This window comes from Micromonospora sp. NPDC005553 (assembly GCF_042871765.1).
In the GTDB taxonomy this organism is placed as follows: Bacteria; Actinomycetota; Actinomycetes; order Mycobacteriales; family Micromonosporaceae; genus Micromonospora.
The window spans coordinates 1,090,193-1,117,172 of the sequence record NZ_JBIAJD010000001.1 but is presented as its reverse complement, the minus strand read 5'-3'; the positions used below and the strand labels follow the sequence as shown (position 1 = coordinate 1,117,172).

Annotated in this window: 22 protein-coding genes; 14 read left to right on the top strand and 8 right to left on the bottom strand. The window is 69.7% G+C overall.

Translation table 11 applies throughout. The features are described from left to right. Positions 1-10 precede the first annotated feature (10 nt). Positions 11-850, bottom strand: coding sequence for an NAD(P)H-binding protein (locus ACFYPG_RS05130; protein ID WP_387350392.1), 840 nt, complete (start codon positions 848-850; stop codon positions 11-13). Positions 851-958: 108 nt separating this feature from the next. Here ACFYPG_RS05130 and ACFYPG_RS05125 point away from each other — a divergent pair, with 108 nt between their 5' ends. Together ACFYPG_RS05125 and ACFYPG_RS05120 are read left to right on the top strand one after the other, a co-directional pair. Then, a complete protein-coding gene (locus ACFYPG_RS05125; protein ID WP_387350390.1) occupies positions 959-1,321 on the top strand; it encodes a winged helix-turn-helix transcriptional regulator in 363 nt (120 codons plus the stop codon). Positions 1,322-2,215: 894 nt separating this feature from the next. Continuing rightward, complete coding sequence (locus ACFYPG_RS05120) at positions 2,216-5,401, top strand: penicillin acylase family protein (protein WP_387350388.1); 3,186 nt, start codon at positions 2,216-2,218, stop codon at positions 5,399-5,401. A gap of 93 nt (positions 5,402-5,494) precedes the next feature. Here ACFYPG_RS05120 and ACFYPG_RS05115 read toward each other — a convergent pair whose 3' ends face one another. Together ACFYPG_RS05115 and msrA are read right to left on the bottom strand one after the other, a co-directional pair. After that, positions 5,495-6,142 (bottom strand): TetR/AcrR family transcriptional regulator, encoded by a 648-nt coding sequence (locus ACFYPG_RS05115; protein WP_387350387.1) that lies wholly within the window; start codon positions 6,140-6,142, stop codon positions 5,495-5,497. 178 nt (positions 6,143-6,320) lie between these two features. Next, entirely contained in the window at positions 6,321-6,827 is a 507-nt protein-coding gene (msrA, locus tag ACFYPG_RS05110) for a peptide-methionine (S)-S-oxide reductase MsrA (protein ID WP_355006436.1), read from the bottom strand. Positions 6,828-7,328: 501 nt separating this feature from the next. Between msrA and ACFYPG_RS05105 the strand changes: the two genes are divergently transcribed. Continuing rightward, positions 7,329-8,246 carry an NADP-dependent oxidoreductase gene (locus tag ACFYPG_RS05105; protein WP_387350385.1) on the top strand — a complete coding sequence of 306 codons (918 nt, stop codon included), beginning with the start codon at positions 7,329-7,331 and terminating at the stop codon, positions 8,244-8,246. Between the two features lie 141 nt (positions 8,247-8,387). Next, on the top strand, positions 8,388-9,398 hold the full coding sequence (locus ACFYPG_RS05100) for a mechanosensitive ion channel family protein (RefSeq protein WP_387350383.1): 1,011 nt from the start codon (positions 8,388-8,390) through the stop codon (positions 9,396-9,398). A 4-nt stretch (positions 9,399-9,402) separates the two neighbouring features. Here the strand turns inward: ACFYPG_RS05100 and ACFYPG_RS05095 are convergent, their stop codons facing one another. Further along, positions 9,403-10,518, bottom strand: coding sequence for a hypothetical protein (locus ACFYPG_RS05095; protein ID WP_387350381.1), 1,116 nt, complete (start codon positions 10,516-10,518; stop codon positions 9,403-9,405). Between the two features lie 218 nt (positions 10,519-10,736). After that, on the bottom strand, positions 10,737-11,504 hold the full coding sequence (locus tag ACFYPG_RS05090) for a zinc-binding dehydrogenase (RefSeq protein WP_387350379.1): 768 nt from the start codon (positions 11,502-11,504) through the stop codon (positions 10,737-10,739). Between the two features lie 201 nt (positions 11,505-11,705). Between ACFYPG_RS05090 and ACFYPG_RS05085 the strand changes: the two genes are divergently transcribed. Then, positions 11,706-11,975 carry a hypothetical protein gene (locus tag ACFYPG_RS05085; RefSeq protein WP_357207513.1) on the top strand — a complete coding sequence of 90 codons (270 nt, stop codon included), beginning with the start codon at positions 11,706-11,708 and terminating at the stop codon, positions 11,973-11,975. Positions 11,976-12,060: 85 nt separating this feature from the next. Here the strand turns inward: ACFYPG_RS05085 and ACFYPG_RS05080 are convergent, their stop codons facing one another. Beyond that, positions 12,061-13,272, bottom strand: a complete 1,212-nt coding sequence (locus tag ACFYPG_RS05080) for an esterase-like activity of phytase family protein (RefSeq protein WP_387350377.1) — start codon at positions 13,270-13,272, stop codon at positions 12,061-12,063. A 349-nt stretch (positions 13,273-13,621) separates the two neighbouring features. On the opposite strand from ACFYPG_RS05080, the gene ACFYPG_RS05075 reads away from it, so the two are divergent. The 3 genes from ACFYPG_RS05075 to ACFYPG_RS05065 are packed head-to-tail and all read left to right on the top strand — an operon-like array spanning position 13,622 to position 16,124. Further along, positions 13,622-14,737: an acyltransferase family protein gene (locus tag ACFYPG_RS05075; RefSeq protein WP_387350376.1), complete on the top strand. Its 1,116-nt coding sequence runs from the start codon at positions 13,622-13,624 to the stop codon at positions 14,735-14,737. Positions 14,738-14,772: 35 nt separating this feature from the next. After that, positions 14,773-15,342, top strand: coding sequence for an RNA polymerase sigma factor (locus ACFYPG_RS05070; protein WP_387350374.1), 570 nt, complete (start codon positions 14,773-14,775; stop codon positions 15,340-15,342). Further along, positions 15,339-16,124 carry a hypothetical protein gene (locus ACFYPG_RS05065; RefSeq protein ID WP_387350372.1) on the top strand — a complete coding sequence of 262 codons (786 nt, stop codon included), beginning with the start codon at positions 15,339-15,341 and terminating at the stop codon, positions 16,122-16,124. Before ACFYPG_RS05070 ends, ACFYPG_RS05065 begins: the two co-directional genes overlap by 4 nt. Positions 16,125-16,247: 123 nt before the next feature. On the opposite strand, the gene ACFYPG_RS05060 is transcribed toward ACFYPG_RS05065, so the two are convergent. Next, positions 16,248-17,588, bottom strand: coding sequence for a carbohydrate-binding protein (locus ACFYPG_RS05060; protein WP_387350371.1), 1,341 nt, complete (start codon positions 17,586-17,588; stop codon positions 16,248-16,250). Between the two features lie 295 nt (positions 17,589-17,883). Between ACFYPG_RS05060 and ACFYPG_RS05055 the strand changes: the two genes are divergently transcribed. Next, entirely contained in the window at positions 17,884-18,969 is a 1,086-nt protein-coding gene (locus ACFYPG_RS05055; RefSeq protein ID WP_387350369.1) for a branched-chain amino acid aminotransferase, read from the top strand. An 81-nt stretch (positions 18,970-19,050) separates the two neighbouring features. On the opposite strand, the gene ACFYPG_RS05050 is transcribed toward ACFYPG_RS05055, so the two are convergent. Beyond that, positions 19,051-20,280: a PucR family transcriptional regulator gene (locus ACFYPG_RS05050; protein WP_387350367.1), complete on the bottom strand. Its 1,230-nt coding sequence runs from the start codon at positions 20,278-20,280 to the stop codon at positions 19,051-19,053. A 236-nt stretch (positions 20,281-20,516) separates the two neighbouring features. Here ACFYPG_RS05050 and ACFYPG_RS05045 point away from each other — a divergent pair, with 236 nt between their 5' ends. The 5 genes from ACFYPG_RS05045 (at position 20,517) to ACFYPG_RS05025 (ending at position 26,850) form a co-directional block, all read left to right on the top strand. After that, positions 20,517-21,434, top strand: coding sequence for a dihydrodipicolinate synthase family protein (locus ACFYPG_RS05045; RefSeq protein ID WP_387350365.1), 918 nt, complete (start codon positions 20,517-20,519; stop codon positions 21,432-21,434). Between the two features lie 178 nt (positions 21,435-21,612). After that, positions 21,613-23,655, top strand: coding sequence for a M6 family metalloprotease domain-containing protein (locus tag ACFYPG_RS05040; protein ID WP_387350363.1), 2,043 nt, complete (start codon positions 21,613-21,615; stop codon positions 23,653-23,655). Between the two features lie 85 nt (positions 23,656-23,740). Beyond that, entirely contained in the window at positions 23,741-24,175 is a 435-nt protein-coding gene (locus ACFYPG_RS05035; RefSeq protein WP_355006422.1) for a hypothetical protein, read from the top strand. Continuing rightward, positions 24,172-24,750, top strand: coding sequence for a TlpA family protein disulfide reductase (locus tag ACFYPG_RS05030; RefSeq protein WP_387350361.1), 579 nt, complete (start codon positions 24,172-24,174; stop codon positions 24,748-24,750). Before ACFYPG_RS05035 ends, ACFYPG_RS05030 begins: the two co-directional genes overlap by 4 nt. A gap of 204 nt (positions 24,751-24,954) precedes the next feature. Continuing rightward, complete coding sequence (locus tag ACFYPG_RS05025; RefSeq protein WP_387350359.1) at positions 24,955-26,850, top strand: CocE/NonD family hydrolase; 1,896 nt, start codon at positions 24,955-24,957, stop codon at positions 26,848-26,850. The last annotated feature ends 130 nt before the right edge of the window (positions 26,851-26,980 follow it).

Below are 26,980 nucleotides of genomic sequence, written 5' to 3'. Positions count from 1 at the left end.
CGCGCGACCGTCAGCGGAAAGCGTCGACGTTGCAAGCGGCCCAGGCGGCGAAGGGGCGTGGTGATCGGCCCAGGACCTCGGAAACGTCCGGGCTGATCCGCTGTTCGGCTTCGGTCGGCGCGCCAAGGATCGCCAGCGTCCCCTCGACCACCGGCGGCGGCATGAACCGCAGCAGCTGCTCGCGGGCTTCGTCGGGCGTCTGGTCCACGAAGTCGATTGGCTCGCCGAGCGCGGCGGCGAGGTCGGCGACCCGTTCGCGTGGCGTGCGCAGGGCCGGGCCGGTCAGTTCGTAGGTACGGCCATCGTGCGAGCGGTGGAGGAGCGCGGCGGCCGCCACTTCGGCGATGTCGGTCGGGTCGACCACGGGCAGACCGACGTCGCCGAACGGTGCGGCCACGGTCCGCCTGCCCCGGACCGATTCGGTCCAGGCGAGGGAGTTGGAGGCGAAGCCGCCGGGGCGAAGGATCGTCCAGTCGAACTCGGATCGACGAACGAGATCCTCGATGGCGCGCAGCGGCGCGTGTGACGGCGAGTCCGGTCGGGTGGCGACCGCCTGCGAGGACTGGAGCACAACGCGCTTCACGCCGCCGGCTGCGGCGACCCGCAGAATTCCGCGCATGTTGAGGTGGGCTCCGGCGCCCTCCACGAGCAGGTACAGCGCCTCGGCGCCGGCGAGCACCGGGCGCAGGCTCTCCGGCTGCTCAAGGTCCGCGCGATGGTGGCGGATGCCCTCTGGTGCGGCGCCTGGCCGTCGCCCCCGGGACACCGCCGTCACCGCGGCACCCGAGGCCGCGAGGGTCGACGCGAGCGTACGGCCCACGTTTCCGGTTGCTCCTACCACGACAAACATGTCCGGGTCTCCAGTCCGACCGTGTCGTTCGCACGGCCGAAGAAGACGCTAGTAGCGTCGATATAGTAGGTACCTAGAGGATAGTAATGGGTTTGTGACGGGGGGCACATGAAGCAGTCGACAGATCCCGAGTTGGCCTGCCCGGTCGCGCCGGTCGTCGACATCGTGTTCAGCCGGTGGACCACACCCATCCTGTGGGCACTCAACGAGTACGGTCGGCAGCGCTTTGTCGAGTTGGAACGCCGACTGACGAGCATCACGCCGAAGGTGCTCACGCAGCGGCTTCGCCAACTGGAGCGTGACGGGCTCGTGTCACGCACCTACCACGCCGAGGTGCCTCCCCGGGTCGAGTACGAGATCACCGAGTTGGGCGCCAGCCTGGGTCCGCTCTTCGCGCACCTGGCAACCTGGGCCGACGCCAGCCTCGGAAAGGTGGAACGAGCACGGCGCGCCTACGACGCCTCGCGATGAGGCCGCGCCGACGTGATCGGACCTCGGGCGGCGCCATCACGATGGCGGTCACTCCGAGCGCGGGCCGAGGGTACGCACCCGGGTGGTCACCTCCTCCGTCGGTATCGGGCCGGTCCTGACGTTCGTTCGCGCGTCAGGAACGACCGCGCGCGGACCGCGGCCTGATGCAGCCACGGGCGGGGCCAGCGATGCTCTCGCCCCAACGGCGGCCGACGACCCGAGGACCTGCCGGAGTGGCCCGTCACCAGGATCGGGTGCGCATGCTGGCCCGGGAAGCTGGCGCCGTAGGTGATCAGGGGCCTGTTGTGGACGAGTTCGCCGGCGACCGTGATGCGGAACGGCCGGTCGCCGATGCCGGAATCGCAGTGGACGCAGCCGAGTGCGAGCAGGGGAAGCCCGGTGCCCCCGGCGGGCCAGGGCAGCGCGGTATGAGGACGCGTAGACATGATCTCTCCAAAGACCTGACGGAAGGCATGGGAACGAACCGACGGGGACGTCGGCAACCCAGGCGCGGGGAACGTGTCAGGTCTAAAGAGCAGGCGGTGTCACGCGGGGTGAGGTCCTCTCGTGAATGCGTCGGAGACGGATACCTCGTTGCACGGTAGGTCGGAACGGTCGACGCGGCCATTCATTTCGATCCGGTGGCGGGCAGTCGCCGGCCACCACCAAAGCCGTGATCCGGAGAGCCGGTGAGGGGAAATCGGCGAAACGTCGGCATTGGCGCGTGGTGAACGACGGGTATCCCGGACGGCGGTTCTGCGCCGATCATTGCTCGGAGATCGATACGAATGATTCTCACCTCCGGGTGGAACGCCCGGGCGCGGAGGGCGAGACGTCGGCACCGGTAGCCGGGCGAGACCGTACGGCCCGACTCCGCGTCCCCGGAGGATCGCCATGCCCCGTCCCGCTCTCCGTAACCGGCTCGCGGCGTTCACCGCCGCCGTCCTGACCGCGAGCGTCCTGACGGTGACCCCGCCCTCACCGGCGCTGGCCGCCACGACGTTCGCCGCCAACGACTACTGCCTCGGCCAGTGCGCCGACATCCTGCCCCCCGGGCAGAACGGCAACGCCACGCTGGTCGCCATCCTGGCGCACCAGGCGCTCGGCACCCGCCCGGCGCACTCCAGCGACCAGCTCGACGAGTACGCGAACCTGGTCTACAACTACGCCGGGCTGACCGACGAGCAGATCGCCCACTTCTACAACGACGCCTCGTTCGGTGTTCCGGCCGCACAGGTCGAGAGCACCGTCTCCCCGCGATCGGACGTCACCATCGTGCGGGACAAGGCCACCGGCGTCCCGCACGTCACCGGCACCACCCGCGCCGGCACCATGTTCGGCGCCGGCTACGCCGGCGCCCAGGACCGGCTCTGGGTGATGGATCTGCTGCGGCACGTCGGCCGTGGGAACGTCACGTCGTTCGCCGGCGGCGCGCCGGGCAACCGGGAACTGGAGCAGAGCGTCTGGGCCAACTCGCCCTACACCGAGGCGGACCTCCAGGCCCAGGTGAACGCCCTGCGCACCAAGGGTGCCCGAGGTCAGCAGCTCTACACCGACGTGGTCGACTACATCTCCGGCATCAACGCCTACATCGACAGGTCGATCGCCGACGACAACTACCCGGGCGAGTACGTCCTCGCGGGCGCTGGCAAGCCGAAGCACTTCACGATGACCGACCTGATCGCCACCGCCGGTGTCATCGGCGGGCTCTTCGGCGGGGGCGGGGGCAGCGAGATCCAGTCCGCGCTGGTCCGGGTGGCCGCCCGCGCCAAGTACGGCGCCACCGAGGGCGACCGGGTGTGGGCGGCGTTCCGCTCGCAGAACGACCCGGAGACCGTGCTCACCCTGCACGACGGACAGAGCTTCCCGTACGGGGCGACGCCGCCGGGCGCGACGAGCGCGGTGCTCCCCGACGCCGGATCGGTGGTCGCCGAACCCCTCGCGTACGACGCCACCGGCGGGGCCGCCGCCCGCACCGGTGCCAGCACCGCCACGAAGGAGCTGCTCGGCGGCCTGTCCAACCTGCGCGCGCACGGCATGTCCAACGCGGTGGTGGTCTCCGGACGGCACACCACCACGGGCAATCCGGTTGCCGTGTTCGGGCCGCAGACCGGCTACTTCGCCCCGCAACTGCTCATGCTCCAGGAGTTGCAGGGTCCGGGCATCAGCGCGCGTGGCGCGGCGTTCGCCGGGCTGAACCTCTACGTGCTGCTCGGCCGGGGCCAGGACTACGCGTGGAGCGCCACCTCCGCGTCCCAGGACCTGACCGACACGTACGCGGTGCCGCTGTGCACCACCGACGGCAGTGCCCCGACGCTGCGCACCAACCGCTACCTCTACCACGGACAGTGCCTCGCCATGGAGGCGCTGGAGCAGCGCAACTCCTGGACCCCGACGCTGGCCGACTCCACCCCGGCCGGCTCGTACACACTGCGCGCGTTGCGCACCAGGTACGGGCTGGTCTCCTATCGGGGCCTGGTGAACGGGCAGCCGACGGCGTTCACCAAACTGCGCTCGACCTACCGGCACGAGGCCGACTCGGCGATCGGCTTCCAGGCCTTCAACGACCCGTCGGCGATGGGCAGCGCGGCGGCCTTCCAGACTTCCGCAGCCGACGTGGGGTACGCGTTCAACTGGTTCTACGTCAACTCGACCGAGGCGGCGTACCTCAACTCCGGCGCGAACCCGGTCCGTCCGGCCAGCGCCGACCCGAATTTGCCGACGAAGGCCGAGCCGGCGTACGAGTGGGCCGGCTGGAACCCGGACACCAACGACGCCACCTACATCCCGGCGTCAGCGCATCCGCAGTCGGTCAACCAGGACTACTACGTCAGCTGGAACAACAAGCAGGCGCGGGACTTCGGGGCGGCGGACGGCAACTTCAGCTTCGGCTCCGTACACCGGGCGCAGCTGCTCGACGGCCCGGTGCGCGCGGCGATCGCGCAGCGCAAGCTCGGTCGTGCCGACGTCGTGAAGATCATGGCGGATGCGGCGGTGACCGACCTGCGCGGCCAACAGGTCCTCGGTGACCTGCTGCGGGTGTTGGACAGCACGCCGGTCACCGATCCGGCGCTGGCCGACGCGGTGGGCAAGCTGCGCGCCTGGCAGCAGGCCGGGGTCCGCCGGGTGGAGACGTCCCCCGGCTCCAAGGTCTACCAGCACGCCGACGCCATCCGGATTTTCGACGCCTGGTGGCCGCTACTGGCCTCGGCGCAGTTCCGCCCCGGCCTCGGGCCGGACCTCTACGCCTCGCTGGTCGATGCCATCGAAGTGAACGAGGCGCCGTCGGGCGGCCAGAACGGCGGGCGCGACGGCGCCGCGAACTGGGCGTTGCAGGGCCAGGCGCACAAGGGCTCGTCATTCCAGTACGGCTGGTGGGGCTATGTCGACAAGGATCTGCGTACCGTGCTCGGCGACCCGGTGGCCGGTGGGCTTGGCCGCGCGTACTGCGGCAACGGCAACCTCGGCGCATGCCGGCAGGCCCTGCTCGACGCGCTCGGTCAGGCCGCCGCGGTGCCGGCCACCACCGTCTACCCGGGTGACAAGTCCTGCGGGGCCGGCGACCAGTGGTGCGCCGACGCGATCGCCCACTCCGGGCTCGGCGGCATCACCCACCCGGTGATCGCCTGGCAGAACCGCCCCACCTACCAGCAGGTCGTCTCGTTCCCGGCGCGCCGGGGCGACGATGTCACCAACCTGGCGCAGGGCCGTCCAGCCACCGCGTCGAGCACCCAGTTCCTGACCGGCCACACGCCGGACAAGGCGGTCGACGGCAGCCTCGGCAGCCGGTGGGCGAGCAGCTACAACGACAACCAGTGGCTCCGGGTCGACCTCGGCGCGGCCCGCAGCGTCAGCCGTGCGGTGTTGCGCTGGGAGGCCGGTTACGGCACCTCGTACCGGATCGAGGCCTCCGCCGACGGCAGCTCCTGGTCGCCGGTGTTCGCCACCACCACCGGCAACGGCGGCGTCGACAACGCCACCTTCGCCCCGGTCACCGCCCGCTACGTGCGGGTGTACGGGGTCAAGCGCGCCACCTCGTACGGGTTCTCGCTCTACGAATTCGAGCTGTACGGGAAGTGAGCCTGCCCGGAGGGGGCGGCGGAATCACTCGCCGCCTCCTCCGGTACGCGGCGTCACGGCCGACCGGCGTGCCGTCGTGTCAACAGAACGCGTTCACTGTCGGGACGGCTGCACGAGGAACGATCTGATGTGTTCCAGCGCCATGTCCAGGGCGACTTCCATGGGTGCGACGTCGTGCGCGGCGTTCGCCAACAGGTAGCCACCCTGCAGAGCGGCCATCAATCCCGTGGCCAACTTTTCCGGGTCGGCATCCTGGCGCAGTAGGCCGCTGTCGCGCATCCGGTACAGACCATCACTGATCAGCTTCTCCCACGCCGCGAATGTCTCCGACACTGACGATCGAGCCTGCTCATCCTGATCAGACAGTTCGAGAGCCATTGACCCGAGACCGCACCCGTATCTGCCGTTGTTCAGCGAGTTGGCCTGAACCAGCGCGTTACGCCACCGGATCAGCCCTGAGAACGATCGCAGTCGTTCCAGCCCGGCGCTTTCCCGCTGAAGCACAAGCGCGCCCCGATAGGTGACCAGGGCGCGTACCAGTGCCTGCTTGTCGGCGAAGTGGTGGTAGAGCTGGGACTTGCTCGTCTGGCTTGCCTCGCGGATGTCGTCGAGGGTCGTCGCGTTCACTCCGCGCACGAGCGTCAGCCGGTTCGCTGCATCGAGGATCCGCTCTCGCGTCGCGATGCCCCGTTGACTGATCCGCCGCCTGTTCGTCGGCACAGTCACCTGCTCGTCGCTCATCTGTCAAGTGTATCCAGCGCTGATCTAGGTCGAGTTGGACTTCGGAGTCCAGCGGGTGGACGTGTTCTGTGCTCCTGATGAGCGGTGGGACCATCACCAAAATCATCGTTGGTGCGAGATTGTCGGGACCATCCGGTCCCATCCGGCGCGCGGACCCGGGGTCCGCGCGCCGGAGGTGTCAGGCCGACGCCCGCCTCGGAAGCTTCCAGCCGGGACGGGGGAAGTGGCAGGTGTACCCGTTCGGGTAGGTCTGCAGGTAGTTCTGGTGCTCAGGCTCGGCCTCCCAGAAGTCGCCTGCCGCGGTGACCTCGGTGACGACCTTGCCGGGCCACAAGCCCGAGGCGTCGACGTCGGCGATGGTGTCCTCGGCGACCCGCTTCTGCCCATCGCTGGTGTAGAAGATCGCCGAGCGGTAGCTGACGCCGATGTCGTTACCCTGACGGTTCTTCGTCGACGGGTCGTGGATCTGGAAGAAGAACTCGAGCAGCGCGCGGAAGTCGGTCTTGTCGGTGTCGTAGACGACCTCGATGGATTCCGCGTGGGTGCCGTGGTTGCGGTAGGTGGCGTTCGGGACATCGCCGCCGCTGTAGCCGACGCGCGTGGACACGACGCCGGGCTGGCGGCGGAACAACTCCTCCATGCCCCAGAAGCAGCCTCCGGCGAGGATTGCCTTTTCGGTGTTCACGTCGTCTCCTTGCCTGTCGTCGTGCCAGCCCACCTGGACACGCAGGTACAGACGCTCCCCGGGTCGGTGATATTCCCGCAGTCTTCACCACTCATGGACTCCAGGGTCCATGAGGCGCGCGTCTCGCCGACGTCGGTCCGCCGCACGGTGATGAGGCTGAAATGGCACTTCGCGCCTAACGCGGTCGCGGTGCTGAGCTGCGCGGCGGTGGCCACCACAGCAGTGACCAGGTGGAACAATAGTGGACTTGACGGACCAGTTTTACCGTGGCCAGGTTCGGGGCGTTCGACGGGGTGGCTCGGGGAGCGATGTGCGCCCGACCTGCCCGTCTGCGTCGAGGTCGACACACGCCCCGCCGCCCTCGGCGACATCCCCGCGCCCCAACCGCTGCCGACCAACCTGCTGCGGCACGGCGCCGAGGCGTGCCGCCGTCAATGCTGGGAAACGGAACTGCGCTCCTCGTGCCAGCGCAGACGAGGGCTGGATACAGGGAGGTGTCTGATGAAGGCGATCGTGGTGACGGACGAGGCTGCGGGAACGGCCGGGATGACGCTGGTCGAGCGGCCTGAGCCGGAACCGGCCCTCAACGACGTCGTCGTCCAGGTTCACGCGTCGGGGTTCGTCCCGACCGAGTTGGCGTGGCCCTCGACCTGGACCGATCGCCTCGGCCGCGACCGGACGCCGTCGATACCCGGGCACGAGCTGGCCGGAGTGGTCAGCGCTCTCGGGTACGGCACGACCGGGCTGTCGGTGAGACAGCGGGTGTTCGGGCTCACCGACTGGACCCGCGACGGCACCCTGGCGGAGTACGTGGCCGTCGAGGCCCGCAACCTCGCGCCGCTGCCCGGCGACGTCGACTTCACTGTGGGAGCGAGCCTGCCGATCTCTGGCCTGACCGCCTGGCAGGGGTTGTTCGAGCACAGCCGCCTTCGGGCGGGGCAGAGCGTCCTCGTGCACGGCGCGGCCGGCGCAGTCGGGTCGATGGTGACGCAGCTCGCGCGTGAGTTCGGTGCCCACGTCATCGGCACCGGGCGCGCTGCCGACCGTGACAGGGCGCTGGACTTCGGCGCACACGAGTTCGTCGACCTCGGCAACGAGGCCCTGGAAGACGTCGGCGGAGTCGATCTAGTCTTCGACGTCATCGGCGGTGACATCGGGAAGCGTTCGGCAGGCCTCGTTCGCGCCGGAGGAACACTGGTCTCCGTTGTCGGGCCGCCCGACGCGCGGCCCGCGGACGGCCTGGCGACAGATTTCGTGGTGATGCCCGATCGCGCCCAACTGGGGGAAATCGTCCAGCGGGTACGGGACGGGCGACTGCGGACGAACATCGGCGCCGTCGCAGACCTCGACGACGCCGTCGCCGCTCTCAACCCGACCGAGCGGATCACCGGAAAGACGATCATCCGCGTTCGCTCCTAGGGCCCGGGGGCAGCCCTCGTCGCGGAGCGGGTTGTTCGCCGATGTTGGCCGCCTGCCACTGGACGGGGTGGCACCCTGAGCACGTGGGTTGGGCAGTGAGCCGAGGGAAGCTGGCATCGGGATTACCGTGAACGGCCTCTGATGCGTACCGCGTTGATCGTAGTGGCCGCGCTGACGACCGCAGTGGTCGTGGACCTGGTCTCTGGCCTGGTCATCCGCCGGGTAGCCCGTGGCCGGTACCAGTGGCTGCTCGAGCCGCTGCGGCATGCCTGCCGCCGCCCGGCCGCGGCGCTGCTGCTGGTGGGGGCGCTGTACTACGCGCTGCCGTTGGGTCCGGCCGGGTGGCAGCGTCATCTGCGGCACGCCGTCCTGGTGGCTCTGGTGCTGTCCGGGGCATGGCTAGTGATCAAGGCGTTGCACGTCGCCGAGGCGGTCGCATTCAGTCGACTGCCGGGTGACGCGGTCGCCAGCCGACGGGTCCGGCGGGCTCGGACGCAGATCCGCCCCGTGCGGCGGCTCACCGTTGCCGTGGTCACCATCGTCGCGATCGGCCTGATCCTGATCACCTTTCGGCCGGTACGCCTCTTCGGCGTCTCCGTGTTGACGTCGGCCGGGGTGGTCGGGGCGTTGATCGGTCTGTCGGCCCGTACCGCGCTGGGCAACGCGTTCGCCGGTGTCCAGGTCGCCTTCGCCGACGGATTGCATGTCGGCGACGTGCTGGTGGTGGACGGCGAATGGGGCCGAGTTGAGGAGGTGAAGCTGACCAACGTGGTGATCCGGCTCTGGGACGAGCGAATGCTCATCCTGCCGACGACCTACTTCACCGAGCGGCCGTTCCAGAACTGGACCCGGAATGAGTCCAGAGTGATCGGCAAGATCCAGATTCATGTCGACCACACCGCCGACCTGGACGACCTGCGCCGGGAAGCACGCCGGCTGGTCGAGTCCTCAGCGCTGTGGGATCGCGACCAGTGGGTGCTCCAGATGGTCGACTCCACCCCGCAGACGGTGGTCATCCAGGTGCAGGCTTCCGCCGCCGACGGCGCCAGCGCCTGGGACCTGCGCTGCGACCTGCGCGAGGGAATGCTTCGCTACCTTCGCGACCGCCATCCCCAGTGGCTGCCCCGCACCCGCAGCCAGTACCAGCCATGAACGATCAGACCCGCCCGCTCTTCTCATCCCGCCAGCCATCGGGCTGAGGGTGATAGCCGTATGCCGCGGCTCGAACCGTCTCCTCGTTCTCCAGCCCAGAGCCAATCGCGCCGCCGACGGTGGCCAGCGAGCTGGTGATCCAGGCGAGCGTCAGATAGTCGGTGAAGTGGACTGGCCGCTGCAAGGTCTGTTCCAAAACGGTGGTGTCGACCAGCAGCGCCCCGACGAGCACCGTTCCCACGAACAACACCACGTAGGACAGCACCGTTGCCAGAGTGAGGGTGAGGATCGTACCCAGGTTGAACAGCCGTGCCAGCTCACTCGGCGTCTCGCGGCTTGGCTTCTCCCACAGGTCGTGCGCGACGATCAGCCAGGCCACCAACGCTGTCAGCCCGAGCAGCATGATCACGGCAAGCCGGAGTCCGCCGAGCGCGTCGCCCATCTGCCAGATGGTGTCCGTGGTGAGCGCGAACGCGGCCGTGCCGAACGCGCCGACCAGCAGCTTCGACAGGCCCAGCAGGGCGCGCCCCGGACGGTTGGCGCGAACCATGCCGATCAACAGCCGTAGTCGGCCGACGAACCGCGAGGCGACGTAGCGCCGCTCACCGATGTCGGTCTCGCCGACCACCCGGTGGATGGCGGGAACCCGGCTTGTCATCCTGGCCGGTGCCCAGTCGGCTGGCGGCACCCGCTGGTCGGAGGCGTCGGTCAGCAGCCGGCTCACCAGATCCGGAACGGCTGCCCGGGCCGCTCGCAGTTGGTGCAGTCCCAGGGCGGGCAGGGACACCACAGCGACTCGACGCCGAGCGGAGGTCTGCACGACCAGCGGCACCCGCTCAGCATGCAGCGGCAGGTCGGTCAGGCAGATCGCGACGTCCCACTGGTCGTCGACGCGCCGCTGGGCAAGATCATCGAGTAGTGCCTCAACGCCGCCGTCGCGGCGCGGCGCTACTGCTCCCCAGCCTTCCCGGACGGTCCACCGCACGTCCGCGTTCACCCGCTCGGCGAGCCCGCTGGTCAGTTCGGTGGTGAGCCGCTCTGCCACCCGGGCCGGATGATCCGGCGGGGTTGCCACGAGCCCGACGACAATCTCCGGGCGGTCGTGCGCACTCTGCGTCATCGGTGCTCCTCACCGGTAGCCGGGCTCGGCCGCTGGCCGCGAACGACACCGGGGGACCTACGCGCCGTCGCGGCAGCTCCCCGTGCCGGCTGAGGTAGCGGAAGCAGGCCACCGAGAGGAGCACCCGACCAGCCCTTACAGCGCCACCGCGACGCACTCGTCGAACCGGGCGCCCCGCCCACGCAGCCTAAGAGACCACCCCGATCGGTGCAGCGGATTCAGTGAAAGGAACTCGTGGTCAGAACGATTCGTCCGAAGACCTCGCCAGCGTCCATCTTCTGGTGCGCCACTGCCGCCCGCTCCAGCGGCAGAACCTCGTGCACCACGGTCTGCAGTTCCCCGCCAGCGGCGGCGGCGAACTGCTCCGTGCGTACGGCCTGTCGATCGGCCGCCGTCACCGTCGCCGCGCTGAAGGTGGCGAACGACATCGACTTCTGGAACGCGGCCATCAACCTCGTCCCGAAGCCCGCTGGCGGTTGGCCGCCGACCGCCCCGAGGGCCACGAGCCGGCCGTTGGGGTTGAGTCGGTCGAAGAACGCGGGCATGTCCGGGCCCGCCACGACGTCGATGATGACGTCGTAGCCGGCGGGATCGTCCGAACCCCCAGCCCCGGAGCTGCCGAGCGTCACGGCGTCGACTGCGGGGAGGCCCGCCGGCAGGGACAGAACCTCAGCGATCGGGGCGACTGCCTGCTCGGCGTAGCCGCCGCCCGTACCGGTGAAGGCCCAGACGCGTTGCCCGATCCACGCGGGGTCGACGCCGTCGCCCACGGCCGTGATCGTGCCGGCAACCTCGCCGCCCGGAATGTGACCCTCGCGGAAGCCGTACGCGGCCAGAGCGCCGCTTCGGATCAGAACGTCGGCGCCAGCCACACCGGCCGCCTCAATGGTGATCAACGCCTGCCCCGGAGCGGGCACCGGGACAGGAAGGTCGACGACCGCCAGGCCACGGGGATCGCCGAACTCCCTGATCACTACTGCCTTCACTGTTCGTCACCCTTCCCAGTCAGTCCTTCTGCGGCCTGACGTGGGCCTGGACGATCTGGTTCTCATGCTGATGGCCAACGGTGGCCTGTACGCCACCTCGCGAACGCCCGGGCTGCCGCCTCTCGGCGCTTCGCCGCGCTCACGATCGAGGCGTTCCGCACCTGATCGGCACCCGGCTGGCGGCACGCGGACAATGGGGCGATGAAGCGAGAAGTGAACCTGATGCGGTTGACCGGAACGCGTGCCGACGGCGCGGTGGCGACGGGCGCGGCGGCTACCGGCGCGCGGGCTGCGGGCGCGGCGTCGGTCGGTGCCCTCGCCGTGGGGGCGCTGGCCGTCGGGGCCGTGGCCGTCGGGGCGCTGGTCATCGGGCGGCTGGTGATCCGCCGGGCGGTCGTGCGGGAGTTGCGCGTCGGCCGGTTGGAGATCGACGAGTTGGTGGTGCACAGCCGACCCACTGCTGAGGCATGACCCACGCGACACCGTTCGGTGCGCGCTCGGGCCGCCCGGGACGGGGTGGACAGCCTGTCGGTCTGCCCACCCCGCTGAGAGCGGCTCAGTAGCGACGCAGGACGCGCTTGTCCGCGTCCAGGTGGCGGTCGAGTTTGATCACGATGAACTCGTTGTTGTCCGCCTGGCCGGCAGTCCGGCCCGCCGACGACGGGAAGTTGTTGTCATTCAGGACGGCGAGCGTGCGGTCGTCGAGGATCACCACGTCCTCGATCGTCTGGAACGGGAACGTGAACGGGTCACCAAACCCACCGACGTGGCGAGGGTTGGCGATTGCCATCAGGTCGGCGACCAGCGTCTTGTCGAGCAGCCCGTCGCGGTTCCGGTCGCGCTTGTCGGCGAGATAGATCTTCTTGACCTGTGCCGTCTCGCCCTGGCCGTTGTCCCGCTCGATGATCAGGAAGCGGTCGCGATCGACCATGATGGCGTCACCGATCGCGTGAGCGGGAGAGTCGAGCGCGTAGGCCCAGCGCCGGCCGGTGTAGGCGTTGGTCCGGGTGTCGAACTCGTTGAGCCGGAGGGTGCCGGCCGGATCACCAGTGGTCGTGCCCTCAAGCAGCGGGTAGAGCGTGCGACCGTCTGGCGACTGGGCCATGCCCTCGAAGCCCTTGCTGCTGGCGAGGTTGGCCGGGGTCGTGCCGCGACCCGGGTTCTCGGGGGCGAAAACCCCGGGCAGCGGCACCGGCGCCTGTAGCAAGCGGCCCGCCCGGTCGAAATGCAGCAGGTACGGACCGAATTCGTCACCCAGCCAATACGTGCCATCCGCCGTCCGGGTGATCGACTCGACGTCGAAGTCGGCTCCGGTGAGCACGCGGTCGGCACGAGTGAGCGGGAATGGCACCTTGCCGTACGGGTCGGTCAGGTTGATGCCACCGAGCACGTCCACGGCGCCGCTGCCAAAGTCGGGCGCTACCCGCTGAACACGCAGCACGAAGTCGGCACTGTTGGCCTTGTTGCCGAAGCCGTTGTCGGACAGCACGTCGAAGGTGCCGTCGGTGTTGCGCAGGACGCCGCTGAACCCCTGGATCGGTTGGTCGGCGAACGGCGGGGTGATCCCGTTGATGGGCGCACTGCCGAGCGACGAGCCGGACGGTTCGCTGCCGGGAACGAAGGTTGCCGCTGGCAGCGCGGCGAACGTCAACAACTCGGCCTGGTCCCACGTGTTCCGCTCGGCCGCCGCCGCGGTCGCGGCGCCCGGCAGCGTCAGGGTCAGCGCGACCGCCGCAGCAGTCAGGCCCACCCGCTTGCTTACTGCCATCAATCCTCATCTCTCCGGGTACGAGCAGGGCGTTCTCGGTCCGCTGGCACCGTAGAGCGATGTGGTGAACTCGAACTGGCCACAGGGGAATGTCCGCTCAAACCGCCGGCGGATGCCGCACGGCTGTCAGCCGCGCCGGGGTACCGGCGGACGGTGAGCACCCGGCGGTGCCAGGAGGCCGGCGTCGTCCTGGACGGTCATGCCTACCCATCGCAGCGGGACGTGTTCTGGTTCGCGATGCCGGCACGGCTTCGTCAGAGGATGGTGACGGTGATCACCTGTAGCACTTGACGCGGTGCTGCACATGTCTGTCCGGGATGCAGTCGTGTATCCGGGACAGGAGCAGAGTATGACGACCGCGACGCTCGACCGCGCGCCGACGCCGCTGCCCGTCCGCAGCCCTCCCGGGCGGGTGCCACGGTTGTACGTGCTGGACGGGTTGCGGCTGATCTGTGCTCTTGCGGTGGCCGGATACCACTTCGGCGACTCATGGAAGTTGGACGGGGTGCACCCGCCGGCATACTTCCTGCCGGACGCGGCACCGGTGCTGATCTATGGCTTCCTCGGAGTCGAGACGTTCTTTCTGATCAGTGGATTCGTGATCCTGATGAGCGGCTGGGGGCGCTCCGTTCGCGAGTTCGCTGCCTCCCGCGCCGCGCGGCTCTACCCGGCGTTCTGGGTGTGTGTGGTGACCACGACAGTCGTAACGGCGGTGCTGCCGATCAGCGGCGGGCTGCCGTTTCCCCCTCCGCCGGACGGGTGGGGCGTGCTGGTCAACCTGACCATGTTGGCGGAGCCCCTCAACACGCCGCTTGTCGACACCGTGTATTGGACCCTCTGGATCGAGCTCCGGTTCTATCTGATCGCGGCGTGCATTCTTGCGGCCAAGCTGACCGACCGGGGAGCAAAGATCTTCGGTGCCGCGTGGCTGGCCGTCGCCGTGATCATGCCCGTTTTCCGGGGTGCCGCCCTGGACGAGGTCGTGATGTCCAGTTTCGCGCCGTACTTCGTTGCCGGAATGACCCTGTTCCTGCTTCGCCGCAACCGATCCGATCGATGGCTGTGGGTGCTGTTACTCGCCACGTGGCTGGTCAGCCTGCAGCGCGTGCACGAGCGGACCCTGGAGTTGAAGCCCGGCTTCGAGGTGCCCGTCTGGCCGGCACCGGTACTGCTCACCGGGGTGTACCTTTTGATGCTCGTCATCGCGCTGGGCTACACCGACCGGGTAAGCATGCGCTGGCTGGCCACCGCGGGTGCACTCAGCTACCCCTTCTACCTTTTGCACCCGCGCATTGGATACAGCGTGATCCGCAACCTGTACGAGGAAACCGGCCTCCCCGCGTCGATACTGATCGGCGGCACCGTGCTCGGGCTGCTCGCGGCAGCCTGGCTTGTCCATCGCTTCGTCGAGCGCCCACTCGCACCATTGGTCCGCGGCTTCGTCCTGGACCGGCGACGAACATGACCGTCAGACGCAACGCGCCGAACACGAGGAAGAGTGTGGATCCAACGACCGCGGATGCCGAATCTGCCTTCCGCGAACTGTTCGAGGCCGCGTATGACGATTTGCTGCTCTTCGTCGAACGCCGTGCACACCTCGCTGTTGCCGATGACGTGGTCGCTGAGACGTTCCTGATCGCGTGGCGCCGCGTGGACGAAGTACCGGAATCACTCGGCGAGGCCCGCGCCTGGCTGTTCACCGTCGCCCGCAATGTTCTGCACAACCGGCAGCGCAGCGACCAGCGGCAGCAGAGCCTCGCGCTTCGCGTCCTACGGGAACCCGATGCTCCGAGCAGCGCCGAGGACGACCGCGCGGCTACCCGCGTCGACCTGGTCAAGGCTTGGCAGCGCCTGTCATCCGCCGATCAGGAAGTGCTGACACTGACCGCGATCGAAGACCTCACCGGGCCGCAGGCAGCACACGTACTGGGCATTTCCCGGCCCGCGTTCAGCCTGCGCCTGCTGCGCGCCCGCCGCCGACTGCGTCAGCATCTTGGTCAGCAGGCGACCAGCGAACCCACAAACGTCCCTGCACCGGCCGGCCCTTCACGACGCGGAGGCTCCGCATGACCCACGACGATGTCCTCGACCAGGCGATCCGCTCTGCTGCGGTCCCGGTGCCCGCACGCGTCGGGCAGGAACCCGCGCGCGAACTGCTCGAGCGGATCGTCGCCACTGATCGGCGACCACGCCCAGCACCAGCGCGCGCGCCGCGCCGTCGGCCTCGCCTGGCGATCGCCGGCGCGGCCGGAGCACTCGTCGCCGCTGTCGCCTTCACCCTGACACTTGTCAACGCTGGTCCCGCGTTCGCGTCGTGGACGCCCGAGCCGAGTCCGATCTCGGATACCGAGGCACGCGACATCGTCGGCAAATGCCTGCCCGCCCAGGACGCGAGCGTCGCAAGGGTGGTCATCGGTGAAAATCGCGGCGAGTACGCGTACGTGAACGCCGTGTCGCCGGCTGGAAGCCAGACGTGCTTTCGCGATCGCAACGGGGACGTGAGAGATACCAGCATCCTCACCGTGCTGACCAGCGCCGAGCGGCTCGGCGCCAGGGGCATCGAGCTGTACTCGTGGGGTCAACTACACACCGACGAAGGTTATGTCCGGATCATGGCGGGACGCGTTGGCTCACAGGTGACGAGTGTGGAGATCACCTTGCGGACCGAGGATGGCGATTCGTCGCGGACGGCGCGAGCAACCGTTCGCGACGGTTACTTCGGCGCCTGGTACCCCGAGGGCCTCGATGAGTCGAGCAGCAACACCACCACACTGACCGTCCGCCTCGCAGACGGCAGCGCGGTGGCCAACCTGTCCGCCAGCGAACTGTACGAACGACCGAAGCTGGACTGAGAGGGTGGTGCGGCGGGTCCCGCCCTCCGACAGTGGCCGGCACCTCATCCTTCCGCCTCGCCGGAGCGGCCTACCGCCCGCCCGGGAGGCCGGGCGGGCGGTAGGCCCTCGCACCGTCTGCGGTCAGCGGCCCTGCAGGCGCTTCACGTTGTCGCCGAAGGTCCACCCCTTCGACCCGTCCCAGTTCGCCGACCAGGTCATCAAGCCCTTCAGGCCGGGTACGGAGTTCCACGCCTGCGTGACCAACGACGTGGACAGGTGGCCGCCGCCGGCCCCGATCTGCGCGGGCAGGCCCGGGACCTGCTTGTCGTAGGGGACGCGGATCGTGGTGCCCTGGATGGTGAGCCCGTTGTTCAGGCACTGGGTCTGCACCGTGAAGCCCTGCACGGTGCCCGCCGGGTACGAGTCGCCGGCGCAGCCGTACATGCTGCCGTTGTAGTACTGCATGTTCAGCCACCAGAGCCGGCCGTTGTCCACGTACTTCTTGATGATCGGCAGGTACGAGCCCCAGATCGAGCCGTAGACCACGCTGCCGCCGGTGACGTAGGCCGTCTCCGGAGCCATGGTCAGGCCGAAGTTCGACGGCATCCGGGCCAGCACGCCGTCGATGATCCGGATCAGGTTGGCCTGCGACGTGGACAGGGTGTTGATGTTGCCGCTGCCGGTCAGGCCGGTCTCGATGTCGATGTCGATGCCGTCGAAGTGGTAGGCCGTCAGGATCGGCACGATCGTCGCGATGAACCTGTCGGCGACGGCCGTGGAGCTCAGGTCGATGCCCGCGGCGGCTCCGCCGATCGACATCAGGATGGTGGCGCCGGCCGCCTTGGCCTGGCACATCTCGGCCGGGGTGGCCACCTTCACGCCGGCGTCCATGCCGTTCTCCCAGAGGACAGTGCCGTCCGAGCGGATCACCGGGAACGCCGCGTTGATCACGTTGTAGCCGTGCTGGTTGAGCCGGCTGTCGGTGATCGGGATCCAGCCGAGGCCGGGGTGTACGCCGTTGGAGGCCCCGTCCCAGTTCTCCCAGTAGCCCTGCAACACCTTGCCGGTGGGCCGGGACTTCACCGCGCAGGTCCCACCGGTCGGCGGCGGTGTGGTGGGGGGAGGTGTGGTCGGTGGTGGCGTGGTGGGCGGCGGGGTCGTCGGTGGTGGCGTGGTGGGCGGCGGCGTGGTCCCCGAGCACGCGCCGAGGTCACGCCAGAGCGATGGGGTCGAGGCGGGGTTCCAGCCCGCGCCGGGGTGCGCGGTGTGGGTGACCAGTGCCTGGTAGAGCCGGCCGCCGTAGGTGACCTGGGCGCCTGCCTGGTAGGTGGGGCCTTCGGCCCAGGTGGGGGCGGTGCAGGCGACCATCGGGGCGGCGTTGGCCGAGGGCGCGGCCGCCATGCTGCTGGGGACGAAGGCGACGGCGGCCGTGACGGTCAGCGCCGCCCCGGCTACCACTGCGAATATTCGACGGCTTCTCATGGCTCACTCCCCAAGCTTCGACGACCCGCGACCTCCACATATTGACGTTCGTGACGCTTAATATCAAGGGTTGTTTACAGATAACGGGAAGTTGGGGGAGTGGTCGGTACTGGTGGCGGCCGGCTGCACAAACGTCGAGGTCGCGGCGAACCTGGTCATCAGCACCCACACGTGCCGCGCCCCGAGCGGATGGCACACCGTCGGTATTCTGCACCCGTCATCCGACAACCTCCCCTGCGTGTTCGTGCTCGGTGACCTGAGCGCCCAGGGATGCGGCCCTTGAGAGGACCCGGCGATGAGCCTGTCGTTCCCGTTGCACCAGAATCCGAGCCCGGCGAGCGCGCAGCGGCGAGCCGAGATCATGGCCAATCCGGGGTTCGGCACGTACTTCACCGACCACATGGCACGGGCGGTGTGGAGGCCCGACGGCGGCTGGCAGGACTCCGAGATCATCCCCTTCGGTCCGATCCTCATGCACCCCGCGGCGGCCGTACTGCACTACGCCCAGGAGATCTTCGAGGGCATGAAGGCGTACCGGCACCGAGACGGCTCGATCTGGTCGTTCCGGCCGCACGCCAACGGCGAGCGCTTCGCCCGGTCCGCCCGGCGGCTGGCACTGCCCGAGCTGCCGGTGCCGGACTTCATGGCCTCGGTCGAGGGACTGGTCCGTGCGGATCAGGTGTGGGTGCCGGACGAGGACGAATACAGCGTCTACCTGCGGCCGTTCATGTTCGGCTCCGAGCCGTTCCTGGGGGTTCGCCCGGCGAAGGAGATCACCTACATGGTGATCGCCTGCCCCGTCGGCGCGTACTTCTCCGGTGGCGTCAAGCCGGTCTCCATCTGGCTCTCCACCGAGTACACCCGGGCGGCGCGGGGCGGCACGGGCGAGGCGAAGTGCGGCGGCAACTACGCCTCCAGCCTGGCGCCGATGGTCGAGGCCGCCGAGCACGGCTGTGAGCAGGTCTGTTTCCTGGACGCCGCCGAGGGCCGCTACGTGGAGGAGCTCGGCGGCATGAACCTCTACTTCATCACTGCCGACGGACGGATAGTCACCCCGGCACTCGGCACGATCCTCGAGGGCGTCACCCGGGCGTCGATCCTCATCCTCGCCAAGGATCTGGGCCTGGAGGTCGAGGAGCGCCCGGTGGAGATCAGGGAATGGCAGGAGGGTGTGGCGTCCGGCGCGATCACCGAGGTCTTCGCGTGTGGCACCGGCGCCGTGGTCACGCCGGTCGGGCGCCTGGTCTGGGAGAGCGGCGAGGTGACGGCCCCGAAGGCCGGCGCCGAGGACTCGGTGACCATGCGGCTGCGCCGCCACCTGCTCGACATCCAGTACGGTCGGGCCGCCGACCCGTACGGGTGGATGACCCGCCTCGTCTGACGAGGAACGCCCGGGACCGTCCCGACGACCGCTCAGACCGGCCGCTGCTGTCCGCTGTGGCCCCACCGGCGGGCGGCGGCGTCACGGCGTGCGGTAGTGGCCGGTGAGCCGACCGAGCTTCATGGCCAGGTGCAGGCACAGCCGTTCGTTGCCGTCCTTGAGGTCGGTCCCGGCGAGCTGTTCCACCCGTTGCAGCCGGTAGTAGAGGGTCGTCCGGTGCAAGCGGAGCTTCTCGGCGGTGGCGTGCGCGTTGCCCGCCAGGTCCAGGTAGGCCTCCAGGGTCTCCAGCAGCACCTGGTGGGCATCGTCGCGCAGCAACCGCTCCAGCCCGGGATGGACGCCCGCGACGGCGAGGTGCTGAGTGTCCAGTTGTGACAGCACCCGGTAGATGCCGAGGCCGGCCCAGGAGACCACGCCGCCCAGCGCGGGCAGTTGCGTGCCGACCCGGGCGGCCTGCGCGGCCTCCTGGTAGGACTCCACAGCGTCGGACAGCCCGGCACGAGGCTGGCCGATCCCGGTCACCGTCCGGTCCACCGAGGCCAGGCCCCGGGTCGCGGTGCCCAGCGCGTCGTTGAGGTGCCCGGCGGAGGCTTCCGGCGAGGGTCGGCCGGCCACCCGGTCGCCGCAGACCAGCAGCACCCCGTGGTCGTGCCAGACCAGGTGCAGCGTCTCCCGCACGCCGATCCAGCGGCGGGTGTTGACCAGGGCCTGTTCCAGGGCGATCCGGGCCACCTCGTCGGGCTGCCGCCCGGCGGCCGGCACGAGCTGGGCGACGAGCGCGACCGTCGACCCGTCGGCGACCACCACGCCCTCCTCCAGCAGCGCCCGCGCCGCGTGCTCGCGCGCCTGCCGGCTCTCCACCAGCAGGGTGCGGGTGGCCTCGGTCTCCCGCTGTGAGGCGAGCTCACCGAGCAGGTTCTCCCGGTACAGGGCCAGCGACAGGTCGGCGAAGGGGCCGGTCGCGGTGGCGATGTCGGCATCGGTCATCGAGCCGTCCGCGTCGATGAACCAGACGAACCCGAGCAGCAGGTCGTCGTGCCGGATCGGCACGCACACCCTTGCCAGCAGGTCCAGTTCGGCGCACGCGGGGGTGCGGATCGGCGCGTGGGCCGTGAGCACGCCCATGCCGCGGAACCAGGCGATCACCTCCGGCGTCGTCTGCCGGCGCAGGATCGACGTCCGCCGGACGTCGTCCATCGGACCGTCGTGCTCGCTGTAGGCGACCACCCGCTGTCGGCGATCCTCGATGAGGGCGGGTCGCCCCACCCGGGCGGCGACGGCGTCGACGATTCGCTGGAGCTCACCGTGCATAAAACTCCCCTGGTTGCGCTGCGTGACAGGGATCGCGCGACCGCCAGTCCTTACCCTCCGGTGCCGATGGGTCATCGCGCAAGGTCCACTGTCGAAGTCGCGACAAAAGGACGGGCGGTGACGCGGCTGTTCCGGCATCTGTCCGAAGACCGCGGCCGCGGACGTTCCTAGGGTTCCGGTACGGATCGCGTCGGCGCCGCCACACCCGGCGGTGCCGGCGGAGAGGGGGCTTGCGAGTGGGAACTGGTAGGCCCTGGCGGGGCGTGTTGGTCTCCCTCACCACGCCGTTCCGCGCCGACCTGTCGGTCGACGTCGACAAGCTCCAGGAACACGTCCGCTGGCTCGCTGCCGAGGGGTGCCACGGGGTCGCGCCGTGTGCGTCGGTGGGGGAGTACCGGGCTCTCACCGACGACGAGCGGGCCGCCGTGGTTCAGGCGACGGTGCAGGCCGCGCCGCCCGGCTGCGCGGTGGTGCCCGGCGTCGGTGGCTACGGCAGCAGGCAGGCGCGCCGCTGGACGGAGCAGGCCGCCGAGGCCGGTGCCCACGGCGTGCTGGCGCTGCCACCCGAGGGGCCCGCTGCCCGCCCCGCCGACGTGGTCGCCCACTATCGGGAGGTGGCGGCGGTCGGCCTGCCGGTGGTCGCGCACAACGAGCCGTCCGACACCCGGTCGGACCTCACGCCGGACCTGCTGGCGACCGTCGCCGAGATCGACGGGATCGTCGCGGTCAAGGAGGTCACCGGCGACGTACGCAGGTTGCATCGCCTGCGGGACCTCTGCCCCCACGTCGACGTGCTGGTCGGCGCCGACGACGTGGTGCTCGAGCTGGTGCTGTGCGGCGCCACCGGGTGGGTCGCCACAGTGCCCAACGCCCTGCCCCGCCAGGCCGTGCGCCTGTACGAGCTGTGCGTCGCCCGCGACCTGGGCCGGGCGCTGCCGCTCTACGCCGAACTGCACCCGATCCTCGGTTGGTCCTCCCGGCCCGAGTCGGTGCAGGCCGTGAAGCTCGCCATGGAGTGCGCCGGACGGTTCGGTGGGCGGTGCCGCCCACCGCGCGGACCCCTGTCCGAGGCCGCCGTCGACCAGGTACGCCGGGACGTACGGCGGGCCCTTGCGGCGACCACCGAACCGGCCTCCGGAGCCTCCCCTGGCTGAGCCGTCGGGGGCGTCGGTCCTTCAGGTGTCGGAAGCGGCCGGCTCACCTGCCGACATCTGCACGGTGACCGGCACCGACCCGCACTCCTAGATTCGCTGCGCGGCTTGCTGACAGGCGCTTCGCGAAAGCCCCCACCGGGGCGCCGGCACCGCGTTTCCTCCGACGAGAGGTGGTTTCGTGCACCGTACCCCCAACCGAGCCCGGCTGAGGCGGGCCGTGCTGGCCGCCGCCGTGGTGACCACGCTCGTGGCTACCGGGGCGGCGCAGGCCGCCGCGGCCCCGGCCAACCCGGCCGGCGGCACCGCGCCGTTCCAGGTCCTCGATCCGCAGGCCTGGCAGAACCCGGACACGATGACCTGGAACGACTACAAGGCCGTGCCCGGCAAGAACTGGGCCGACCCGAGCGTGTCCGGCTCGGTCCGCAACTTCAAGATCGCCCTGGTGGCCCTCGACTATCCGGACGAGACGTTCGCGGTCTCCCAGCGGGCCCGATCGACGGTCTTCGGCAACCCCCAGTCCGTCGCGACAAACATCCCCCGGGCGGACGTGCCGAAGTTCTACCAGGACTTCCTGAACACCCCGAACACCCTCAACAAGGGTCACACCCTGCACGAGTACTGGATGCAGGACTCCAACGGCCGCTACGGCGTCGACCTCACCGGGTTCGGGCCGTACCAGATGCCGTCCAAGTCCTACCAGTACGGGCTGGACAACGGGTTCAACCCGGGCGCCTGCCCGAGCGGGGACGTGTGCGGCAAGAACATCCGCACCGACGGCCTGGGCGCCTGGCGGGCGGCCGTCGGCGAGGAGGTCGCCAACCAGTACGAGTTGGTGTTCATCCTCAGCGCCGGCCAGGACGAGTCGTCGACCTGGCAGGAGTTCGGGCAGATGATCTTCCAGAACAAGGAGGACGTGCCGGACGCCTGGGGCCCGCCGGACCCCAACCTGCCGAACTGGGCGAAGACCCGCTACGTGGACTGGACCTCGTGGAAGGCGGCGGCGACACTGTGGCCGAACGCCGGCGGCGGTTCCTCGACGCAGGGGGAGAGTTCCGGCATGGGCGTCTACGCCCACGAGCTGTCCCATCTGCTGGGCATCGGCGACAACTACAACAACCCGTACGGCGAGCCGCTGCGCAGGGCGTACACCGGGATCTGGAGCATGATGTCGCGCGGGTCGTTCAACGGCCCGGGCGGTCCGCACACCCGCTGGCAGATCCCGCCGACCAACGGCGGCTCGATGGGTTCGCTGCACACCCTGCGGGACAAGATCAAGATCGGTCTGGTCGGTGAGGAGCACGTGCTGCGACTGTCGCGGGAGTCGTTGGCCTCGTCGGGTCTGGTGGTCGCGCAGGTCACGGCCCGGGCGGTCGACGCCGGCCCGAAGGGCCTGAGCGGCGTCAACATCGCGTTGAACAAGGACCTGTCGCCGACGTGTGGTGTCAGCACCGACCCGTTGTGCGACGGTGGCAACTTCAACAACTACACGGTCGAGGTTGTCGACCGGATGGGCGCGGACTCCTTCACCCCGGACAGCGGCGTGCTGGTCAGCAAGACGAAGAACGCCGACAGCGCGCCGTTCCAGTGGGTGGTGGACGCCAACCCGCAGGACATCGACATGATCGACTTCTACCGCCCCGACGGCACCCCGCAGAAGATCACCATGGGTGACTACCGGCAGCTCTCCGACGCGCTGTTCCACGCCGGCGCGGACACTGGCAGCCAGTACGAGTACGTCGACGAGGCGAACCGACTGCACTTCTACATCATCGACCTCAAGCGGGACTCGGCCGGCTCGCTCTCCTACACAGTGGCGGTGCGTTCGCTCGACGGCACCGGCGGGCCGAGCAGTCACGGCGTGACGCTGGGCAAGGGCGAGGTGACCGGTGGCGGCAAGCCGACCAACCGCGGGGTGACCTGCTCGTTCGAGCTGACCAACACCGGCTCGTACTCGGCTGGCGGGCAGCAGCACCCGGAGAACGTCAGCGCGTACCTGAAGTCGGACGTCTACCGCCTGTCGGCGGAGGTCGCCGGCAAGGGCTGGCGGACCTGGCTGCCCAACCAGCTCGCCACCGCGCAGTTCGGTAAGGCCACCACTGTCAAGGTGTCGGTGGGTGCCACCGCCGCCGCCGCGGCCACCGGTTTCGTGAAGCTCACCGCGACCTCGGAGAGCGACCCGACGAAGACGGAGACCAAGCAGTGCCGGGTCGAGAAGTCCTGATCGACGCCCAAGGTTGACCCCGTTTCTGCCGGGTCCGCGGCGGCCTGCCGCCGCGGACCCGGCAGGCGGACGGAAGGAGGATGACGTGCGGCGAAGCACCATGGCTCTGCTGCCCCTGCTGCTGGTCGGCGCGACCAGCTGCGGTGCCGTCGGCGCTGCCGAGGAGGCGGTCTCCCCGACGACCGTCCGGGTCCTTGTTCGCGACATCAACATCCGGGCCGCGGGCGTGGACTGCGCCGGCACCGGTCCCTACCAGCACTTCCACAACCGGGCATCGTTCCGCGTGCTCGACCCCGACGGAACGGCGCTGGCCAGCGGGCGGCTGCCGGCGGGGACCGCCGTGGCGGCCTTCGCCGAGGACCTGGGGGTCGAGCGCCTGCCCACCTACTGCGAGTTCGCCGTCGGTGTGCGCGTGCCGCAGCGGGACTCCTACCGGCTGGAGGTGGACGGCCAGCCGGCGCTCGACCTGACGCCGGACACCAGCGAGGGCCCGGCGCTGGTGGCGGTGGTCCCCTCATGAGGCGGGCACTCCTGCCGCTGTTGCTCGCGGCGGCGCTGCTGGGCGGATGCAGCACGCCCGAGCCCGAGCCCGCGCCGACGCCCGCCGGCGGCGCGACGGCGCTGCCCGGGCCGGTCCCCGCCGACCTGGCGCTGCGCCCGGTGCCCGGCACCGCCCCGGCCGCCCCGGCATTCACCGGCGCGCTGACCGACGGCACACCGTTCGCCGCGGCCGAGCTGTGGGCGCAGCGGCCCGTCGTGCTCACCTTCTTCAGCTCCTGGTGCACCACCTGCGCCAGCAACCAGGCCGCCCTCGGCGACCTGGCCCGCAGCTACCGGGACCGGGTGGTCTTCGTCGGCTTGGCCGGCGCGGACCAGGCCGACGAGGTCCAGGACTACCTCCGCGCTCACCGGGTGGAGTACCCGATCGTCGTGGACGACCAGCAGACGATCTGGCGTTCGTATGCGGTGCGGGAGCCGCCGGCCGTCGTGCTGGTGGCCAAGGGCGGCGCCCTGCTCCGCGGCTGGCCGGGCGGCCTGGACGCCCCCACACTCGACCGACAGCTGCGGGAGCTCGTGCTGGCCGACCAGCCATAGTCCCGTCCCCCAGCACCTCGGTGCGGCGCCGACCCGGCACCGGTCGGCGCCGCACCGAGGCACCTCCGTACCCGAGCACGGGTGCCCGCCGACGAGGGCCGCGCCCCGTCGAACCACACCCGGTGAAGTTCCTACACGTGCAGGTGGTGGCACAAGGCCGTCGGCTCGTAGCGTACGCAGCCTCGGACACATCAAGGAGATTGCATGCCTACAGTGGGAACGCGTTGGCGCACCGGCGTGGCCGTACTGTCCGCGACTGTGCTCGCCGCCCTCGGCGCGGCGCCGCAGGCGCAGGCGGCGGACGGCCCGCCGTCGATCGTCGTCCAGGACGGTGTCACCCAGCCGGTGTTCGGCTACGCCGACGCCATTCGGGAACGGCTGTTCATCGACTCCACCTTCGACAGCGACAACGACGGTCTGCGCGACATCATCGCGTTCGACCTGATGCGGCCGGCAGCCACCGCGCAGGGGCTCAAGGCCCCCGTGGTGATGGACGCCAGCCCCTACTACTCGACGGTCTGCCGAGGCAACGAGTCCGAGTGCAAGGCGGACCTCGACGGCGACGGGCTGCTCGACAAGTGGCCGCTGTTCTACGACAACTACTTCGTGCCGCGCGGCTACGCGGTCATCCTGCTGGACATGGTCGGCACCAACAACTCCACCGGCTGCCCGACCACCAACGCCAACCAGGACAACCTCAGCGCCAAACAGGCCATCAACTGGCTCAACGGCCGGGCCACCGCCCGTAACGCCGCCGGTGAGGTCGTCAAGGCCGACTGGCACAACGGCAGGACGGGGATGATCGGCAAGTCGTACGACGGCTCGCTGGCCATGGCCACGGCGGTGACCGGCGTGAAGGGCCTGACCACTGTCGTGCCGATCAGCGGACCGACCGAGTACTACGACTACGTGCGCAGCAACGGGGTGGTCACCCGTGGCAACAGCTACGTGTCGTCGCTGGCCAACACGGTCACCAACCCCGAGCGACGGGAGTACTGCAAGCCGGTGCGCGACGCGATAGGCGCCGCCGACGGCGACGAGCACGGCGACTACACGGCCTTCTGGAACGAGCGCAGCTACGTCAAGAAGGTCCCCAACGTCACCGCCAGCGTGCTGCTCTACCACGGCCTCAACGACGACAACGTCCGGCCGGACCACTTCAGCAAGTTCTGGTACGCCCTGGCGGAGAACAACGTGCCGCGCAAGCTGTGGCTGTCGCAGGAGGGCCACGTCGACCCGTTCGACTCGCGCCGCGCGGTGTGGGTGTCGACGCTGCACCGGTGGTTCGACTTCTGGCTGCAGAGCGTCGCCAACGGCATCATGGACGAGCCGCGGGTGGACCTGGAGCGCTCCGCCGACGTGTGGGAGACCCACGCCGACTGGCCGATCCCCGGCAAGGCGGACACGGAGGTGTTCCTGCAGCCCGCCACCACCGGCGCTGGCGGTCTCGGGCTGGTGCCCACCGCGAAGCCGGCGACCGGGGCGTTCCAGGACAGCCGCACGCAGAGCCAGAACACCATGATCCTCAACCCGGACGTGGTGCAGCCCAACCGGCTGGCCTTCCTCTCCGCGCCACTCTCCGCGCCGCTGCACATCTCCGGCACACCCACAGTGCAACTGCGGGCCTCCGCCGACCAGACCGACACCAACCTCGGGGCGATCCTGGTCGACTACGGCACCGACGAGCGTGTCGCGCACCGGGCCTCCGGCGAAGGGATCATCACCCTGGACACATCGGACTGCTGGGGCGAGAGCAGCCCGACCGACGACGGCTGCTACAAGCAGACGGCGAAGCGGGTGGCCACGGCCGACTACGAGCTGGTCACCAAGGGCATCATGGACGCCCAGAACCGGCAGTCGATCCGTGTGGCCGTGCCGCTGGTGCAGGGGGAGTCGTACAACTTCAGCTTCCCGCTGCTGCCGGAGGACTATGTCTTCAAGCCCGGCCACCGGATCGGCGTGATCATCGTGGCCAGCTACCCGCAGTACTCCAGCCAGGCGGACACCACCGCCGCGAACCTGCAGGTCGCTCTGAAGAGCAGCAACATCGTCCTGCCTGTGGTCGGCGGTACCGCCGCCGCGCACGCCGCCGGCCTCTGACCGGCTGATCGACGGGCCGCCCGGGGCGGCTCGTCACCGGGGCGGCCCGGCGATCAACCCTCCGCGGAGGGCCGACGATCGCCGGGCCGTCCCGCTTGCCACACCAGGCTGCTGCGCGGTGCAGGCTCGA

Coding starts and splice junctions, on each gene's coding strand:
- ACFYPG_RS05115 (WP_387350387.1), bottom strand. CDS start 6,142: ATGAGCGACGAGCAGGTGACTGTGCCGACGAACAGGCGGCGGATCAGT.
- ACFYPG_RS05060 (WP_387350371.1), bottom strand. CDS start 17,588: ATGAGAAGCCGTCGAATATTCGCAGTGGTAGCCGGGGCGGCGCTGACC.
- ACFYPG_RS05065 (WP_387350372.1), top strand. CDS start 15,339: ATGACCCACGACGATGTCCTCGACCAGGCGATCCGCTCTGCTGCGGTC.
- ACFYPG_RS05130 (WP_387350392.1), bottom strand. CDS start 850: ATGTTTGTCGTGGTAGGAGCAACCGGAAACGTGGGCCGTACGCTCGCG.
- ACFYPG_RS05095 (WP_387350381.1), bottom strand. CDS start 10,518: ATGACGCAGAGTGCGCACGACCGCCCGGAGATTGTCGTCGGGCTCGTG.
- ACFYPG_RS05030 (WP_387350361.1), top strand. CDS start 24,172: ATGAGGCGGGCACTCCTGCCGCTGTTGCTCGCGGCGGCGCTGCTGGGC.
- ACFYPG_RS05125 (WP_387350390.1), top strand. CDS start 959: ATGAAGCAGTCGACAGATCCCGAGTTGGCCTGCCCGGTCGCGCCGGTC.
- ACFYPG_RS05100 (WP_387350383.1), top strand. CDS start 8,388: ATGCGTACCGCGTTGATCGTAGTGGCCGCGCTGACGACCGCAGTGGTC.
- ACFYPG_RS05080 (WP_387350377.1), bottom strand. CDS start 13,272: ATGGCAGTAAGCAAGCGGGTGGGCCTGACTGCTGCGGCGGTCGCGCTG.
- ACFYPG_RS05120 (WP_387350388.1), top strand. CDS start 2,216: ATGCCCCGTCCCGCTCTCCGTAACCGGCTCGCGGCGTTCACCGCCGCC.
- ACFYPG_RS05050 (WP_387350367.1), bottom strand. CDS start 20,280: ATGCACGGTGAGCTCCAGCGAATCGTCGACGCCGTCGCCGCCCGGGTG.
- ACFYPG_RS05055 (WP_387350369.1), top strand. CDS start 17,884: ATGAGCCTGTCGTTCCCGTTGCACCAGAATCCGAGCCCGGCGAGCGCG.
- ACFYPG_RS05075 (WP_387350376.1), top strand. CDS start 13,622: ATGACGACCGCGACGCTCGACCGCGCGCCGACGCCGCTGCCCGTCCGC.
- ACFYPG_RS05025 (WP_387350359.1), top strand. CDS start 24,955: ATGCCTACAGTGGGAACGCGTTGGCGCACCGGCGTGGCCGTACTGTCC.
- ACFYPG_RS05105 (WP_387350385.1), top strand. CDS start 7,329: ATGAAGGCGATCGTGGTGACGGACGAGGCTGCGGGAACGGCCGGGATG.
- ACFYPG_RS05085 (WP_357207513.1), top strand. CDS start 11,706: ATGAAGCGAGAAGTGAACCTGATGCGGTTGACCGGAACGCGTGCCGAC.